15 protein-coding genes are annotated in these 13,308 nt (G+C 69.5%); 7 read left to right on the top strand and 8 right to left on the bottom strand.

Going from position 1 to position 13,308, the window contains the following annotated elements; all coding sequences use genetic code 11:
• Positions 1-58: 58 nt before the first annotated feature.
• Both BWO91_RS18810 and BWO91_RS18805 read left to right on the top strand, forming a co-directional pair.
• Positions 59-502, top strand: coding sequence for a hypothetical protein (locus tag BWO91_RS18810; protein ID WP_079003660.1), 444 nt, complete (start codon positions 59-61; stop codon positions 500-502).
• Positions 495-821 (top strand): transcriptional regulator, encoded by a 327-nt coding sequence (locus BWO91_RS18805; RefSeq protein WP_079003659.1) that lies wholly within the window; start codon positions 495-497, stop codon positions 819-821. The genes BWO91_RS18810 and BWO91_RS18805 overlap by 8 nt, the downstream gene beginning before the upstream one ends.
• 37 nt (positions 822-858) lie before the next feature.
• On the opposite strand, the gene BWO91_RS18800 is transcribed toward BWO91_RS18805, so the two are convergent.
• The 5 genes from BWO91_RS18800 to BWO91_RS18780 all read right to left on the bottom strand — a co-directional run bounded on the left by BWO91_RS18800 (position 859) and on the right by BWO91_RS18780 (position 6,727).
• On the bottom strand, positions 859-2,493 hold the full coding sequence (locus BWO91_RS18800; protein WP_079003658.1) for a hypothetical protein: 1,635 nt from the start codon (positions 2,491-2,493) through the stop codon (positions 859-861).
• 112 nt (positions 2,494-2,605) lie between these two features.
• A complete protein-coding gene (locus BWO91_RS18795) occupies positions 2,606-3,550 on the bottom strand; it encodes a hypothetical protein (RefSeq protein ID WP_079003657.1) in 945 nt (314 codons plus the stop codon).
• A gap of 88 nt (positions 3,551-3,638) precedes the next feature.
• On the bottom strand, positions 3,639-4,379 hold the full coding sequence (locus BWO91_RS18790) for a FadR/GntR family transcriptional regulator (RefSeq protein WP_079003656.1): 741 nt from the start codon (positions 4,377-4,379) through the stop codon (positions 3,639-3,641).
• A gap of 40 nt (positions 4,380-4,419) precedes the next feature.
• The gene (locus BWO91_RS18785) at positions 4,420-5,886 is read right to left on the bottom strand and encodes an APC family permease (RefSeq protein WP_079003655.1); all 1,467 of its coding nucleotides are present in this window, start codon (positions 5,884-5,886) and stop codon (positions 4,420-4,422) included.
• Positions 5,887-5,947: 61 nt separating this feature from the next.
• A complete protein-coding gene (locus tag BWO91_RS18780) occupies positions 5,948-6,727 on the bottom strand; it encodes a carbon-nitrogen hydrolase family protein (RefSeq protein ID WP_079003654.1) in 780 nt (259 codons plus the stop codon).
• 124 nt (positions 6,728-6,851) lie between these two features.
• On the opposite strand from BWO91_RS18780, the gene BWO91_RS18775 reads away from it, so the two are divergent.
• The 3 genes from BWO91_RS18775 (at position 6,852) to BWO91_RS18765 (ending at position 8,900) form a co-directional block, all read left to right on the top strand.
• A complete protein-coding gene (locus BWO91_RS18775; protein WP_079003653.1) occupies positions 6,852-7,907 on the top strand; it encodes an NAD(P)H-dependent flavin oxidoreductase in 1,056 nt (351 codons plus the stop codon).
• A gap of 70 nt (positions 7,908-7,977) precedes the next feature.
• Entirely contained in the window at positions 7,978-8,637 is a 660-nt protein-coding gene (locus tag BWO91_RS18770; protein ID WP_175116538.1) for a hypothetical protein, read from the top strand.
• Positions 8,634-8,900, top strand: a complete 267-nt coding sequence (locus tag BWO91_RS18765) for a hypothetical protein (protein ID WP_064296028.1) — start codon at positions 8,634-8,636, stop codon at positions 8,898-8,900. Before BWO91_RS18770 ends, BWO91_RS18765 begins: the two co-directional genes overlap by 4 nt.
• 76 nt (positions 8,901-8,976) lie before the next feature.
• On the opposite strand, the gene purB is transcribed toward BWO91_RS18765, so the two are convergent.
• Positions 8,977-10,359 carry an adenylosuccinate lyase gene (purB, locus tag BWO91_RS18760; RefSeq protein ID WP_079003652.1) on the bottom strand — a complete coding sequence of 461 codons (1,383 nt, stop codon included), beginning with the start codon at positions 10,357-10,359 and terminating at the stop codon, positions 8,977-8,979.
• A complete protein-coding gene (locus BWO91_RS18755; protein WP_064296030.1) occupies positions 10,356-10,883 on the bottom strand; it encodes a low molecular weight protein-tyrosine-phosphatase in 528 nt (175 codons plus the stop codon). Before BWO91_RS18755 ends, purB begins: the two co-directional genes overlap by 4 nt.
• Positions 10,884-11,059: 176 nt before the next feature.
• Between BWO91_RS18755 and BWO91_RS18750 the strand changes: the two genes are divergently transcribed.
• Positions 11,060-11,368 (top strand): hypothetical protein, encoded by a 309-nt coding sequence (locus BWO91_RS18750; protein WP_079003651.1) that lies wholly within the window; start codon positions 11,060-11,062, stop codon positions 11,366-11,368.
• Positions 11,361-12,803 (top strand): hypothetical protein, encoded by a 1,443-nt coding sequence (locus BWO91_RS18745; RefSeq protein WP_079003650.1) that lies wholly within the window; start codon positions 11,361-11,363, stop codon positions 12,801-12,803. Before BWO91_RS18750 ends, BWO91_RS18745 begins: the two co-directional genes overlap by 8 nt.
• Before the next feature lie 21 nt (positions 12,804-12,824).
• On the opposite strand, the gene BWO91_RS18740 is transcribed toward BWO91_RS18745, so the two are convergent.
• The gene (locus BWO91_RS18740) at positions 12,825-13,217 is read right to left on the bottom strand and encodes a phage holin family protein (RefSeq protein ID WP_079003649.1); all 393 of its coding nucleotides are present in this window, start codon (positions 13,215-13,217) and stop codon (positions 12,825-12,827) included.
• Between the last annotated feature and the right edge of the window lie 91 nt (positions 13,218-13,308).

Genomic DNA, 13,308 nt, shown 5'->3' with positions numbered 1-13,308 from the left:
GTTTCGCTTCAGGCAACGATCTGATAGTTTCTTCAGACGCAACGACTGGAGGTCCATCATGAACCACGGCGACGCGCAGGATCGTTTGAACGCCGCACGAGACGCCTCCCGCAGCGCTGCCCGGCAGGGAGCCCTCGGCACGGCGGTCATCACCGCGGCGCTCGTCATCGCTCTCGGGGTGGTCGTCGACCTCGACATGCTGTGGCTCCTCGGCCTGGTCTCCCTGGGATTCGTGGCGTTGTCCGTCAGTCGACCGCTCAAGCTGCGCCTCGACTGGTCGGATCGCGTCGGCACACTGCTCCTCACGATGAGTGGTGTCGCCGTCGCGGCCGTGTACGTCCTCGTCCAGTGGGCCGCGCGGTCCGCAGACCTCGTGGCCCCGAACACCGTCTCGGCGCTCGCCGCAGCCATGTTGGTCTTCGCAGCCTGCTTGCCGGCGCTCATCCGCCTCGCGTCCGGCGGTCCATCCGTCGGCGGGCGGCCGCGGACCGGCGATGCGTGATGACGATGCGGCGACCGAGGCCGCCGTCACCCGTCCCGCGCTGAACCCGCTCTTCCACGAGCCCGCACGCCTCGCGCTACTGTCCGCGCTCGCTCCCGCCGAGTACGCCGACTTCGCCTCGCTCCTGCGCATCACCGGTGTCAGCAAGTCGGCCCTCTCGAAGCACCTCTCGGCGCTCGCAGACGCCGGGGTGATCGAGATCGGGAAGAGTGACACGGACCGCCGTGGCCGTCGCATCGCACTCACGGCGGAGGGGCGAGTCGCCTTCGAGTCCTACCTCGACGCCCTGACCGCGATCGTGCAGCACGCCCGAGGATGATCGACGTGGACCGGTCGACGACCAGCGCCCGTGCCGGTCAGAGTCCGCGGGACACCGCGGCAGCCGCTGCGAGCCACGCCCGCTGCGTGCTCGATCGCAGGGCGTCGTGACGGATGACGCCGTTCTTCAACGCGGGATCGAAGGGCACGACGACGACGTCGCGCACGTAGGGACGGAAGTCCTCGGCGTAGGCGTTGGCGATCGACGTGTCCTTCGCCTCGGCCTCGGAGACGATGACGACGGCGTTGCGCGCGAGCTCGGCACCGCGCTCGCTCACCCGGCTGACGGCGGTGAGGGTGAGTCGCGCGCCCTCCTTCTTGTCCTCGACGGTCGTGGTCGGGATGACGAGCTGATCGGTCAGCTCCACCATGCGCCGCCAGTTGGGTGCTCCGGCCGAGTTACCGGAGTCCATGACGATCAGGCGGTAGTACTTCGCGAGGACGCGATGGACGAGGTCGACCTCGTCGGCGGTCACCACGTGCTCGCCGTCGGCCGCGGATCGCAGGACCTCGTACTTGTCGCCGGGCTGGTGGTGGACGAACCGCGACAGGTCGGCTCGCTCGGCGCCGGGGGAGAGGAGGTCGCCCGCCGCGGCGAGCAGGTCGAGGACGGTCGAATCGTGGCCGCCCTGCTCGGTCCGCCAGCCGAGCGTGCCCATGGTCTCGTTGTTGTCCCAGGCCGCGACACCGCCACCGCCGTACCGGGCGAAGACGGAAGACAGGTTGACGACGGTCGGCGTCTTGTTGGCGCCGCCCTTCTGATTCGCGACGGAGATGGTGCGACGCCTCGGGAAGTGGCGTGACACGGCGTGGACGTCGTCACGCTCGGCCCGCTCGGTCGCCGACGGCGGCACCGAGAAGCCGAGCTTGTTGAGCAGGCCGGCGAGCCCGTGCTGCGCCGGGCCGATCGTGGGCGGCGCGAGGAACGAGGGTGCATCGCGCAGATCGCGGCGAGCCGGGGCGGCCGGCTGGCCGGGAGCCTGCTGCTGCTGCGGAACCGGGGGCTGCTGCTGCGCGGGCGCGGACGGCGGCGCCTGCACCGACTGCTGTGCCGGGACCGCGCGCTGCGCGGGTACGGGCGCCTGCTGCGCGTTCGGCTGGTTCGAGATCGGCTGGAACGGCGGTGTGTCGAACGCGGGTTGCTGCACGGTCGGGCGCTGTGGCGGGACGGGCTGCGGCGTCGTGGTCGACTGCGGATTGGCGGAGACCGGCGGCGCGGGCTGCGCCGAAACCGGCGCAGGTGTCGACGGCTGGGCGGGTGCGGCGCGGGGCGGTGTCTGCGGTTGAACAGGGGTCGGGCGTGCGGGTGTCGGCTGGGAGGGCGTGGGCGGTGGCGCCTGGATGAGCGGCACTCGTTGCGCGGCTGCGGGCGGTGGCGTGGCCCGCTGCGCGGTGCGCGCGGGCGCTGCTGACTGCGGTTCCTCCTGCAGTTCGCCGTCGACACCGATGAGGAGCACGGTGACGCTCGTCGGGTCGGTCACCGTCACACGGATCGGTCGACCCGCCTTCCGGGCCTCCGCCTGCATCAGTTCGACGAGCTGGCGGCGGGCCGTTCCCGCGTCGGTGGCGGTCAGGTACTGCTCGGCGGTGCCGACGCGGAACACGCCGGAATTGTCCGCCAGCAGCGATGCCGTCATCGGCGGGAAGTCCTGTATCGAGGCCTTGTCGATCATGCTCTCACTCCTTCGCGGCGGGGGTGAACCCGTCCCCACTATGCCTTAGTACGGCGCATGTCGGATTTCTGAGGTCTCGTCGAGAGTGCTTCTTCTGCGCTCTCATGCGGCATCAGCGAGCGGAATGAGCACTCTCAACGAGCCTCCGAAGCCGTCGAACCCGTGCGATGAACGACGCGCGGTCGACGAAGAGGTCGTGCGCAGTGACGCGGACGACCCGCCACCCGGCCGCCTCGAATCGCTCGCGGCGAACGATGTCGTTCCTGAATCGTCGTTGGTCGGTGCGGTGCAGATCGCCTTCGTATTCGTACGCGATGCGGAGGCGAACTTCGGCGAGGTCCGGATGGAGAACCGCGGTGCCGCCGTCGACGGGCACGGCCGGATTGACGCTCGGCTCCGGGAGGCCCGCATCGATGAGCGCGAGCCGCAGGTGTGTCTCAGGTCGGGAGTCGACGCCGACGCGGACCAGCGGAAGGGCGTCGCGGAGAACCCGAGCCGAGCGTCGAGAGCCGTAAGCGGCCACGGCGGCCGTGAGTTCGTCGATCGTTGTGCGCACGTCGACACGCGAGCCACCTCGTGATCGCGACCCCGACACGAGGAAATCACCGACCGCGACGAGGTCCGGAAGCTCGAGCATCGTCGCGAGAAGCGCGAAGGTGTCGGCCGGCGCGGTGAGGGTGAAGCCTCGGATCTGGGTCGTGCGGGTCGTCTCGGCGAGCCGGTGACCGACGACCCCTCGGCAACGCGCAGGCTGTACGCCGTGAAGCGCGCCGATGTGGAGGTCCGCGTCGTGCGTGCAAGAGTTCGGCAGCGGGGCACCCAGGAGTTCCGCCGCAGTGAGATGGCTGAACACCCACCCTGGTCGGCGCCGAGGGGAGAACGCTGCGCAGCGTCCGAAGACGTCCCCCAGATCGACATCGACCGAGCGCACGCCCCAGAACGGAGCGTCGAGATCGACGCCACGCAGTCTCCCGCTGGTCTGGCCGTGCAGCGCTCGGTCACCGACCGCGAACGCCGTGCCGTGGAGCCGTGGCGGGAGCGGGCGATGGCGGGGCACCGACCCATCCTCCCGATCCCGTGGGGATATCTGCTCCCATTGTCCACACCCTCCACCGAGAGTGCGCATTCGGTCGGCTCATTGCGATTCAGGGAGCGTTTTGCGCACTCTCGGCAGAGCCGACGCCCGCGAGGCCGACGTACATCGAGCGGTGGAGCTCCGCGACGTGGTCGAAGGCCAGGCGGCTCGCGGCTGCCGCATCGCCGACGCGGAGCGCCTCGACGAGCTGAGCGTGCTCCTCATTCGACGCGCGCAGGTACTCGATCCGATAGGGGATGAAGTAGGAGTACAGCTCACGGGACACGCGGTCATGGAGGTCGGCCGCGCCCGGCACGCCCGCCGACATCGCCAGCTCGGCGTGGAACGCCGCATCCGCCTCGCGGAACCGGCTCCAGTCCGGCTCGGTCCGCATGGTCGCCACGAGGTCGTCGAGTCGACGCAGGGAGGATGCCCCCGGTGCAGCGGCAGCCCGCGCCGCCAGCCCGGCTTCGAGCGTCGCGCGCTGGTCGATGAGCGCGTGCACGTGGACGGCGTCCTCGCGGTAGGCGGCGATCTCGGGAACGGTGCCCACCGCGGGTGCATCCGAGATGAACGTGCCACCCGTGTTGCCCTGCCGCCGCACGACGACACCCTCGTCGCTCAGCGCCCGATAGGCACGACGCACCGACATCTCGCTGACCCCGAACGCTCGAGCCGCTTCCTCTGGTGCCGGGAGCCGTTGGCCGGGCACCAGCATCCCGAGCTCCAGCGCCAGCGAGATGCGCGCGCGGACGGTGTCGACGGCGGTCGTGCGTCGGATGGCTCCGAGCGAGGGCGAACCCAGATCCATGGCACCCCGTCTCGTCGCTGATCGACTCCGCGACCCTGGCTCAGCCGGCCGTCGGCTGGTCGGCGGTCGCCTCGCTCACCGCACCGTCCGGCTCGGCGTCCAGCGGGAACCGCTTCCCCGCCACGATACCGATCAGCATGGCGACCACGGGGATGAGGGCGAGCACGACACTCACGGTGACGCTTCCGCCGGTGACGAGCGTGAAGTTCGACAGCACCAGCCACAGCGCGAAGGCGAGTCCCACCACCGCGAGGATCGGGAACACCCGCGCACCCCAGGTGCGGCCGGCGACGAGCTCGGGTCGGCGCGCGAAGAACACGAGGACGGCGATCGAGGTCGTCAGCATGAGGAGGACCATCCCGACGGTCGCCACCCCGGCCATGGATCCGAAGACCCCGACGAGCGGGTCGAGGCCGGCGAGGGCGAGCGCGGCGAGGACGATGGCCGCCGTCACCGTCTGCACGATGGAGGAGGTCGACGGGGAGTGGTGTGCGGGGTGACGCCTGCCGAGGCGGGCGGGCAGCACCGACTTCTGCGCCAGCGTGAACTGGTAACGCGCGATGACGTTGTGGAAGGACAGCACGCACGCGAACAGGCTCGTGATGAGCAGCACCTGGACGACATCACGCATGATCGGGCCGAGGTAGGTCGTCGTCGTGTCGAGCAGGAGGTTGCCGTCGCCGGCGAGCGTCTGCTGGGCGATCGCGACGGCGTTCCCTGCGCCGACGCCCGTCACGAGCGCCCAGCAGGAGATGGCGTAGAACACACCGATGATGACGACGGCCAGGTACGTGGCTCGCGGGATGGTGCGTTCCGGGTTGCGCGCCTCGTCCCGGAAGACCGCGGTCGCCTCGAAGCCGATGAAGCCGGTGAGGGCGAAGAGCACGGCGACGCCGATCCCACCGGTGAAGATGTTGGCGGGGTCGAAGGTCGCGACCGCGATGCCGTCCGCGCCGCCCGTCGCGAAGATGACGACGTCGAGCACGACGACCACGAGGATCTCGAGCGTCAGTGCGATGCCCAGTACCTTCGCGCTCAGGTCGATGTGTCGGTAGCCGAGCACCGCGACGATCGCCATCGTCGCGAAGGAGTACAGCCACCAGGGCAGGCTCGGGCCGCCGAAGTACGTGACGAGGTCGTCGAGCGCCCAACCCATGTAGCCGTACACGCCGACTTGGATCGCCGTGTAGGCGACGAGTGCGGTGAACGCGGAACCGAGGCCGAGACGAGAGCCGAGTCCGGCCGTCACATAGGAGAAGAACGCGCCGGCTTCGCGGACGAACGGCGTCATGGTGACGAAGCCGACGGAGAAGACGAGGAGGATCACGGCGGCGAGGGCGAAGCCGATCGGCGCTCCGGCGCCGTTGCCGGTCCCGATCGCGATGGGGACGTTGCCGCCGATCACGGTGAGTGGTGCTGCGGCGGCGATCACCATGAAGACGATGGAGCCGGTACCGAGTTGGCCGTCGAGGCGCTTGCGCGGCTCGGCGATGGGGTTCACGGTCATGAGGTCACTTTCCGGGGGAGTCGGGGGACTCGGAGGGGGAGGGGAGGAGGGACGGCGTCCCTCAATACAGCTCGGCGCGGCGGTCGGCGAGGTAGGGGTTCTCCTGCCTGGCGCGCTTGGTGGCCTCGGGATCGATCGTGGCGATCATGAGACCGACGGCGGTCGCGTCGAGCGCGTCGAGGACCACGCCGTCCGGACCGACGATGCTGCTGCGGCCGACGTAGGTGAGGTCCCCTTCGGAGCCGACGCGGTTGACGTAGACGAGGTGGACCTGGTTCTCCCAGGCGCGCACCGGGATGAGCCGTTCGGCGATGTGCGCGTAGGGCTCCATCTGCGCGGTGGGGACGATCACGACGTCGGCGCCGTCGAGGGCCGCCGCGCGGACGGTCTCGGGGAACTCGACGTCGTAACAGATGAGGACGGCGACGCGGACGCCGCCAAGGTCGACGGTCGGTGCGAGGGTGTCACCGGCCACGAACAGCTCGCGGTCGAGCTCGCCGAACAGGTGCGTCTTGCGGTAGCGGAGCAGCTCGGACCCGTCGGGACCGATGAGGACGATGGCGTTCGCGACGGCTCCGCCCGGGAGCGGCTCGGGCAAGCCGGCGAGGATCGCGATCCCCGTCCCGGCCGCGATGGCGGCGACCTGATCGACCAGCTCCGGGGTGGCGAGCGGGGCGAGACGGTCCCCGAGGTTGTAGCCGGTGATGAACATCTCGGGGGTGACGAGCAGGTCCGCGCCGCGATCCGATGCCTGCCTGGCGGCGTCGGCGACGAGCGCGAGGTTCGCCTCGACGTCTCCGGGGACGCCGTGGTGTTGCAGTCCGGCGATGGTCAGGGTCATGGCGGTGGAGCTCCTCTGCAGGCGTGCGTCGATGCACTCAGTAAACAACTCAAAGTGAGCTGTTTGATGTCCATCATGTTTCGATCCGGTTTCACCCGCAAGAGGCGAGGGACATACTGGTGGCGTGCGCGCCCTTCCTGTCGATGTCCCGATCGTGCTCGGCCCCTTCGGAGGCTTGTCCTCCGTCGAACTCACCGCGACGGTGAGTGAGCTGGGCGGCCTCGGTTCCTTCGGCCTGTACGGCTACGACGCCGAGCGCATCGAGCGGACGGTCACGGCGCTCCGCGAACGGACCGCGGCGCCGTTCGCACTGAACCTGTGGCTGCCGCGTGGAGACGAGCTGTCGCCCGACGACTCCGAGGCGTCCTTCGCAGCCGCGGTCGAGGCGCTCCGACCCGTGTTCGACGAGTTGTCACTCGAGCTGCCCGATCGCCCGGCCCGGTACGTGCCGCCGTTCGACGAGCAGATCGAGGCGGTCCTGGAGGCGCGGCCCGCCGTGGTCAGCTTCGTCTTCGGGGTTCCACCGCGGTCGGTGGTCGACGCGGCGCGCGAGCGGGGCATCGTGGTGGTCGGGACGGCGACCACGGTGGCCGAAGGGCTCGCCCTGCAGGAGGGCGGCGTCGACGTCGTCGTCGGCACGGGCATGGAGGCCGGCGGCCACCGCGTCTCGTTCCTGCGAGCAGCCGAGGACTCCCTCGTCGGCCTGGTCGCCCTGATCCCGCAGCTCGTCGACGCCCTGGACGTCCCGGTGATCGCCGCCGGCGGTATCGCCGACCGACGCGGTGTCGCCGCCGCGCGGGCACTCGGCGCCGCCGGTGTGCAGGTCGGGACCGCCTTCCTCCGCACGAGCGTCTCCGCGGCGACGGCCGAGCATCGAGCGGCCATCGTCTCGACGCCCGCCGACGGCACCGTCCTCACGCGCGCGATGAGCGGCAGGCTCGGACGGGGTGTCCCGAATCGGGTGTTGCGCGAGATCGAGGCGTCGGGGGTCGTCGCCCCGTTCCCGGTCCAGAACTGGCTGACCGGGCGGTTCCGCACCGTCGCCTCGGAGCAGGGCGTCGCAGAGCTCCAGGGCTTCTGGGCTGGGCAGGCGTCACTGCTGACCCGCGATCGGGCGGATGCCGAGGCCGTCTTCGCGGAACTCGCCGCGGGCCTGTCGGTCCCACCCAGGGCACCCTGACCCCGGTCCGCGTCGCCCGCAGGACCGCGTAAGCTGGAGTGGACTTCCTGCAAGAGATGAGACGTTCACCGTGCCCAGCATCCCGTTCGACGGCGCCAAGCACGATCGGTACTGGATGGTCCCGATCCTGCGTGCGGTGATCGCGCTCGCCACGGCGGGGGTCGTCACCTTCACGCAGGGCCACTCATCGCAGTTCGGCCTCGTGGTCTTCGGGGTCTTCACGCTGCTGTCCGGCGCGATCGTCGGCGCCTTCGCCTTCCCGAACTTCTCCGACACCGTGACGCGCGCCTTCTTCCTCGGGCAGGGCGTCATCGGCGTCGTGACCGGCGTCTTCTCGTTGCTCGTGAGCGGCGGCGGGCTGAGCATCTTCCTCTACGTCGTCACGCTGTGGGCGGCCCTCACCGGATTCCTCGAGCTGTACAGCGGGATCCGCTGGCGCGGACGCCTCGCCGCTGCGAAGGACTGGACCGCGGTCGGTGCCTTCACGGTGCTGCTCGCCATCGCGACGCTCCTCGTCCCGCCGGGACTCGAGCAGCGATTCGCCGCCCCGGGAGGTGTCGAGGGTGTCCTCCGTGCGGACATCGTCGTCGTCGGCCTCGTCGGGGCATACGCCGCGATCATCGGCGTCTACCTCGTCATCGGCGGACTGTCGCTGCGGTGGGCGGGCAAGCGCCCGGTCGCCGGCGCAGTCACCGACGACACCACCGGCACGGCGGGAGCCGCATCATGAGCAAGCCCAACCGCGACGACGTCCTGCGGCCGATCGAGCTCCTCGTGCTCTCGGGCGTCATGGGGGTCTTCACCGGCGTCGTCGTCCTGATGTCGACCCGTGAGATCGTCCTCGCGCTCATCGGCCTGGGCATCGCATTCATCGCCTCACTCGTCGTCCTTGCGATGCTGGCGCTCGCCGTGAAGCCCGACTTCCAGGAGAAGCTCGACCTCGACGAGCAGGACGGCGACGACAAGCGTCCGCCGCGCCCCTCCGGCCACTGATCTCCGGCTTCATTCGCCCATTCTTGGGCGACCCAGTGCTCGTTCGCCCATTCCTGGGCGAACGAGCACGGACCGCCTACGGCAGGTAGTCCACCAGGTCGTCGGAGAGCCCGAGGTACGTCGCCGGGGTGAGCTCGAGCAGGCGCTGCTTCGCGGCGTCGCCGATGTCGAGCTTGGAGACGAACTCGACGAGCTCCGCCTGGCCGAGACGCTTGCCGCGCGTCAGCTCCTTCAGGAGCGCATAGGGGTCCTCGATGCTCGAGCGACCCGCGGTCACCTCGGCGCGGATGACCGTCTGGATCGCCTCCGCGAGCACCTCCCAGTTGTGGTCGAGGTCCGCGGCGAGCACGTCCTCCGCGAGGTCGATCTGCCCGAGTCCGCCGAGGATGTTGTCGAGGGCGAGCAGCGAGTGGCCGAACCCGACACCGATGTTGCGCTGGGCGCTCGAGTCGGTGAGGTCGCGCTGGAGTCGTGAGGTGACGAGGGTGGCGGCGAGGGAGTCGAGGATCGCGCTCGACAGCTCCAGGTTGGCTTCGGCGTTCTCGAAGCGGATCGGGTTGACCTTGTGCGGCATGGTCGACGAGCCGGTGGCGCCCGCGACCGGGATCTGCCGGAAGTAGCCGATCGAGATGTACGTCCACATGTCCGTGGCGAGGTTGTGCAGCACGCGGTTGGCGTGGGAGATCTTGCCGTAGAGCTCGGCCTGCCAGTCGTGCGACTCGATCTGCGTCGTCAGCGGGTTCCAGTCCAGGCCGAGTCCCTCGACGAACTCGCGCGAGATGGCGGGCCAGTCGGCGTCGGGGTCGGCGACGACGTGGGCGGCGAACGTGCCGGTCGCGCCGGAGAACTTGCCGAGGTACTCGTTCGCCTCGATCTGCAGGGCGATGCGCTCGAGTCGGTAGACGGTGACGGCGAGCTCGCGGCCCATCGTGGTGGGCGTCGCCGGCTGGCCGTGCGTGCGGGCGAGCATCGGGACGGCCCGGAAGTCGACGGCCTTGGTGCGCAGTGAGTCGAGGACGAGGCGCAGCTTCGGCAGCCAGATGGCGCGGACGGCCTGCGACACGGTGAGCGCGTAGGAGAGGTTGTTGATGTCCTCGCTCGTGCAGGCGATGTGGGTCAGTTCGGCGATGCGGTCGAGACCGAGCTCGGACAGGCGGTGGCGCACGAGGTATTCGACGGCCTTCACATCGTGACGCGTGACAGCTTCCTTCTCGGCGAGCCAGTCGATGTCGGTCTGTCCGAAGTCGAGGTAGAGCGCGCGGAGCTGCTCGATCTCCGCCGGGGTCAGCGGGGAGGATCCGAACATCGAGTGCTCTGTGAGGTAGACGAGCCACTCGACCTCGACCTGCACGCGGGCGCGGTTCAGGCCGGCCTCCGAGAGGTACTCTCCGAGCGCCGTCACGGCGGGGCGGTAGCGACCGTCGAGCGGGCTGAGCGGCTGGGCGGGGAATTCGGTCATGGGGTGGCTCCCTGGGTCAGTGCTGGTTCGAGCTGGTGGAAGAGGGATCTGCAGGCATGGTCGATCATGCCGAGGACGGTCTCGAACATCTGGGCGTCCGAGTAGTAGGGGTCGGGGACGTCGCGGGTCCCGGAGGTGCTGTCGAAGCTCAAGAGCAGGTGCACCTTGGAGCGGTCGGTGTCGTTGCCCGCCCAGGCCCGCAGGATGCGTTCGTGACTGCGGTCGAGGGCGACGACGAGGTCGTAGCTGTCGAAGCGGTCGGGGTCGAACTGCTTGGCCCGGTGGGCGGTGGCGTCGTGGCCGTGCGCTCGCAGCGCGGTGACCGTCCGGTGGTCGGCGTGCTCGCCGACGTGCCAGTCGCCGGTGCCGGCGGAGGAGACCTCCACGACCCGCTCCAGCCCGGCGGCCGCGACGAGGTCGGTGAAGACGCTCTCGGCCATCGGGGATCGACAGATGTTGCCCGCGCAGACGAAGCACACGCGGAACGGGGTCGTGCCGGGGTCGGCCTCCCCGAGGGTGTTCATGCGTCTATTCTGGCCGACCGCGCCCGAGCCGTCGAACCGTTCTCGACTGACTCCGCTCCACAGTTCCACTGCGGTGAGCTTCCTCCACATCAGCACGGTGTGCCGTCGTGACCGCACCCCCGGTTGGGCAGAGTCGAGTGTGATGCCGGCGGTGGGCGGGCGGAGGGCGAGGCGACATGGCGTTGGAGTACGACCCGTTGGCGATGGGCTTCCCGTCGCAGTCGACGGCAGAGGAAGCTGCTTCGATCCTCGAGGGGCGCGCTCGATGTCTCGAGGACGTGCTGCTCGAACTGGAGCCGGAGATCGTGAGGTTCGCGCAGGCGCGCAGCGGTCTCGAGTGGGTCGGTCCCGCAGCCGTGCAGTTCGCCTGGTCCGCGGACGAACTGACCGCAGTGCTTCGTGAATCGGCCGCTGCACTCGATGAGGGACTCAGGAGCGCTCGTGGGGCGGCATCGTCGATCGCCGTTGGAGCGGAGCATGAGTGACGACCTCACCATCCGAGGCGGTGGTGTCGTAGCCGTCGCCACGGAGGATCACCTGCTCCTCGGCGCGTTGCTCCTCGAACTCGGCGAGGCCTGCGCGAGCTGGGCCGACCGCGTGGAATCGGTGTCGACCGACGACGTGTCCCTGGCGCCCGTCGGCCCGACGATCGTCCCCCAAGCCGATGCTGGGGCGGGAAGCGGGGCGGCTGCGAGGGCCGCCACCAGCTTGCGGCGTGCGAGCGACGACGCGAGCCGGTTGGGTGGGCATCTCATCGTCGGGGCGGAGCAGTACGGAGAGCTCGAGCGGATGGTCCAATCGTTGTTCACGTTCACCGGGGACGCCGCGGGATGGGTCCTGGGAGCCTCCCCGTTGATCCCCCTCGGTGTCCTCGCCGCCGTCGGAGAGGTGACGCTCGTCAGGACGGTGTTCCGCGGAGTGTTGGGTTTGCTGTCCTCGGACCTGCAGGACGGCTTCGATGAGGCCTCGGCGAAGACTGCGCGTGAGCTGATGTCGTCACCCGCGTTCGTCGCCCTCGTGCGCGGAGTCGTATCGGGTTCCGACGAGTTCCTGATCAGCGCGTTCGGTCTGCCGGCGATGCTCGACGCGAACCGTCTGAGCGAGGAGGGCATCACCGGGGTGGCGTTCGCAGCCCTGGTCGCACTGGGCACAGTCGACCGTGCCGGCCTCCTCACTCCCGCGGCGCCGGTCCGTACGGTCGAGGTGAAGGCCCAGGGCGCTCCGGCGCCCCTGAAACCTCCGACCCGGTACGAGGACCTGGCCGAGCGGATGCCGCACGGGGGAGCGGGCTCGCCGCAGATCAGGATCGAGCGGTACGAGGACGCCTCCGGCGCCGACCAGTGGATCGTCTGGTCGGGTGGAACCATCGAGACCGGCTTCCCTGAGGCGTCGACCGAGCCCTTCGACAACCGCAGCAATGTCAACGCCGTCGCAGGTATGGAGGCGGAGAGCGCCGAAGCGACCCTCCAAGCCATGCGACTCGCGGGCATTCCGGACGGTGCCTCCGTGCTCCACGTCGGGTACTCCCAGGGCGGCATCATCGCGTCGCGCATCGCCGCCAGCGGTGCCTACGACTCCTCGGTCGTCACCTTCGGATCGCCGGTCGAATCCATCGACTTCGCGGACGACCTCCCGCGCACCCATGTCGAACACACCGAGGACGTCATCCCCGCGCTCTCCGGTGAACGACGCGACTCACTCAACGGGGGTACCGTCGTCCAGCGTTCGTTGTACGACGGAGGACCACCGCCGGCCGGTGACGATCCCCTTCCAGCTCACAATCTCGACCGCTACCGGGAGACGGCACGCCTCATCGACCAGTCCTCGGAGGAGCGGCTCGCACCAGCGATCGACCCCCTCGCCGGGCTCACGGGCACCGGGGAGGTCTGGCAGTACCGCGCCGACAAGGTCCTTCCGTGACCAAGCGGTCGAGCCGACGGGTCAGTCGCGCGCCTTTGGACGGATGACGATGCCGAGCAGCCAGTTCACGATGGAGATGACGATCGCACCGAGGACGCCCCACCAGAAGCCGTCGACGGTCAGGCCGAAGCCGAACCAGCCGCTGATGCCTGCGGTGATGAGGAGGAGGAGCCCGTTGATGAGGAGCCCGATGAGCCCGAGCGTGAGGATGTACAGGGGGAACGCGAGCACCTTGATGACCGAGCCGATGATGGTGTTCACGACGGCGAAGATGAGCGCGACGAGCGCGAAGGTCAGGATCGTCTCCAGCGTGCCGCCGGGCGCGTACGGTGTCACGTTCACACCGGCGACGATGAGGGTCGTGACCCAGATGGCGAAGCCGTTGACGATCAGGTTCAGCAGAAAACGTCCCATGACGGCAATCCTCCCACCCTTGCCACAGCGGGCAAAGGGCCGATTCGGACCGGCGCACTGCATTCCGACGCAGGTATCCTTCGCGGCCTAG

Origin of the sequence: Plantibacter flavus, from assembly GCF_002024505.1 — a bacterium.
GTDB classification, from domain to species: domain Bacteria; phylum Actinomycetota; class Actinomycetes; order Actinomycetales; family Microbacteriaceae; genus Plantibacter; species Plantibacter flavus_A.
The sequence above is the reverse complement of the archived record's forward strand: the minus strand, read 5'-3'. Positions and strand labels throughout refer to the sequence as shown.

What these genes read in the sequence shown, in the direction of transcription:
- BWO91_RS18765 (WP_064296028.1), top strand. Translation starts at nt 8,634, where the DNA reads ATGAGCAAGCCCAACCGCGACGACGTCCTGCGGCCGATCGAGCTCCTC.
- BWO91_RS18745 (WP_079003650.1), top strand. Translation starts at nt 11,361, where the DNA reads ATGAGTGACGACCTCACCATCCGAGGCGGTGGTGTCGTAGCCGTCGCC.
- BWO91_RS18780 (WP_079003654.1), bottom strand. Translation starts at nt 6,727, where the DNA reads ATGACCCTGACCATCGCCGGACTGCAACACCACGGCGTCCCCGGAGAC.
- BWO91_RS18810 (WP_079003660.1), top strand. Translation starts at nt 59, where the DNA reads ATGAACCACGGCGACGCGCAGGATCGTTTGAACGCCGCACGAGACGCC.
- BWO91_RS18755 (WP_064296030.1), bottom strand. Translation starts at nt 10,883, where the DNA reads ATGAACACCCTCGGGGAGGCCGACCCCGGCACGACCCCGTTCCGCGTG.
- BWO91_RS18740 (WP_079003649.1), bottom strand. Translation starts at nt 13,217, where the DNA reads ATGGGACGTTTTCTGCTGAACCTGATCGTCAACGGCTTCGCCATCTGG.
- BWO91_RS18785 (WP_079003655.1), bottom strand. Translation starts at nt 5,886, where the DNA reads ATGACCGTGAACCCCATCGCCGAGCCGCGCAAGCGCCTCGACGGCCAA.
- BWO91_RS18790 (WP_079003656.1), bottom strand. Translation starts at nt 4,379, where the DNA reads ATGGATCTGGGTTCGCCCTCGCTCGGAGCCATCCGACGCACGACCGCC.
- BWO91_RS18750 (WP_079003651.1), top strand. Translation starts at nt 11,060, where the DNA reads ATGGCGTTGGAGTACGACCCGTTGGCGATGGGCTTCCCGTCGCAGTCG.
- purB (WP_079003652.1), bottom strand. Translation starts at nt 10,359, where the DNA reads ATGACCGAATTCCCCGCCCAGCCGCTCAGCCCGCTCGACGGTCGCTAC.
- BWO91_RS18805 (WP_079003659.1), top strand. Translation starts at nt 495, where the DNA reads ATGCGTGATGACGATGCGGCGACCGAGGCCGCCGTCACCCGTCCCGCG.
- BWO91_RS18800 (WP_079003658.1), bottom strand. Translation starts at nt 2,493, where the DNA reads ATGATCGACAAGGCCTCGATACAGGACTTCCCGCCGATGACGGCATCG.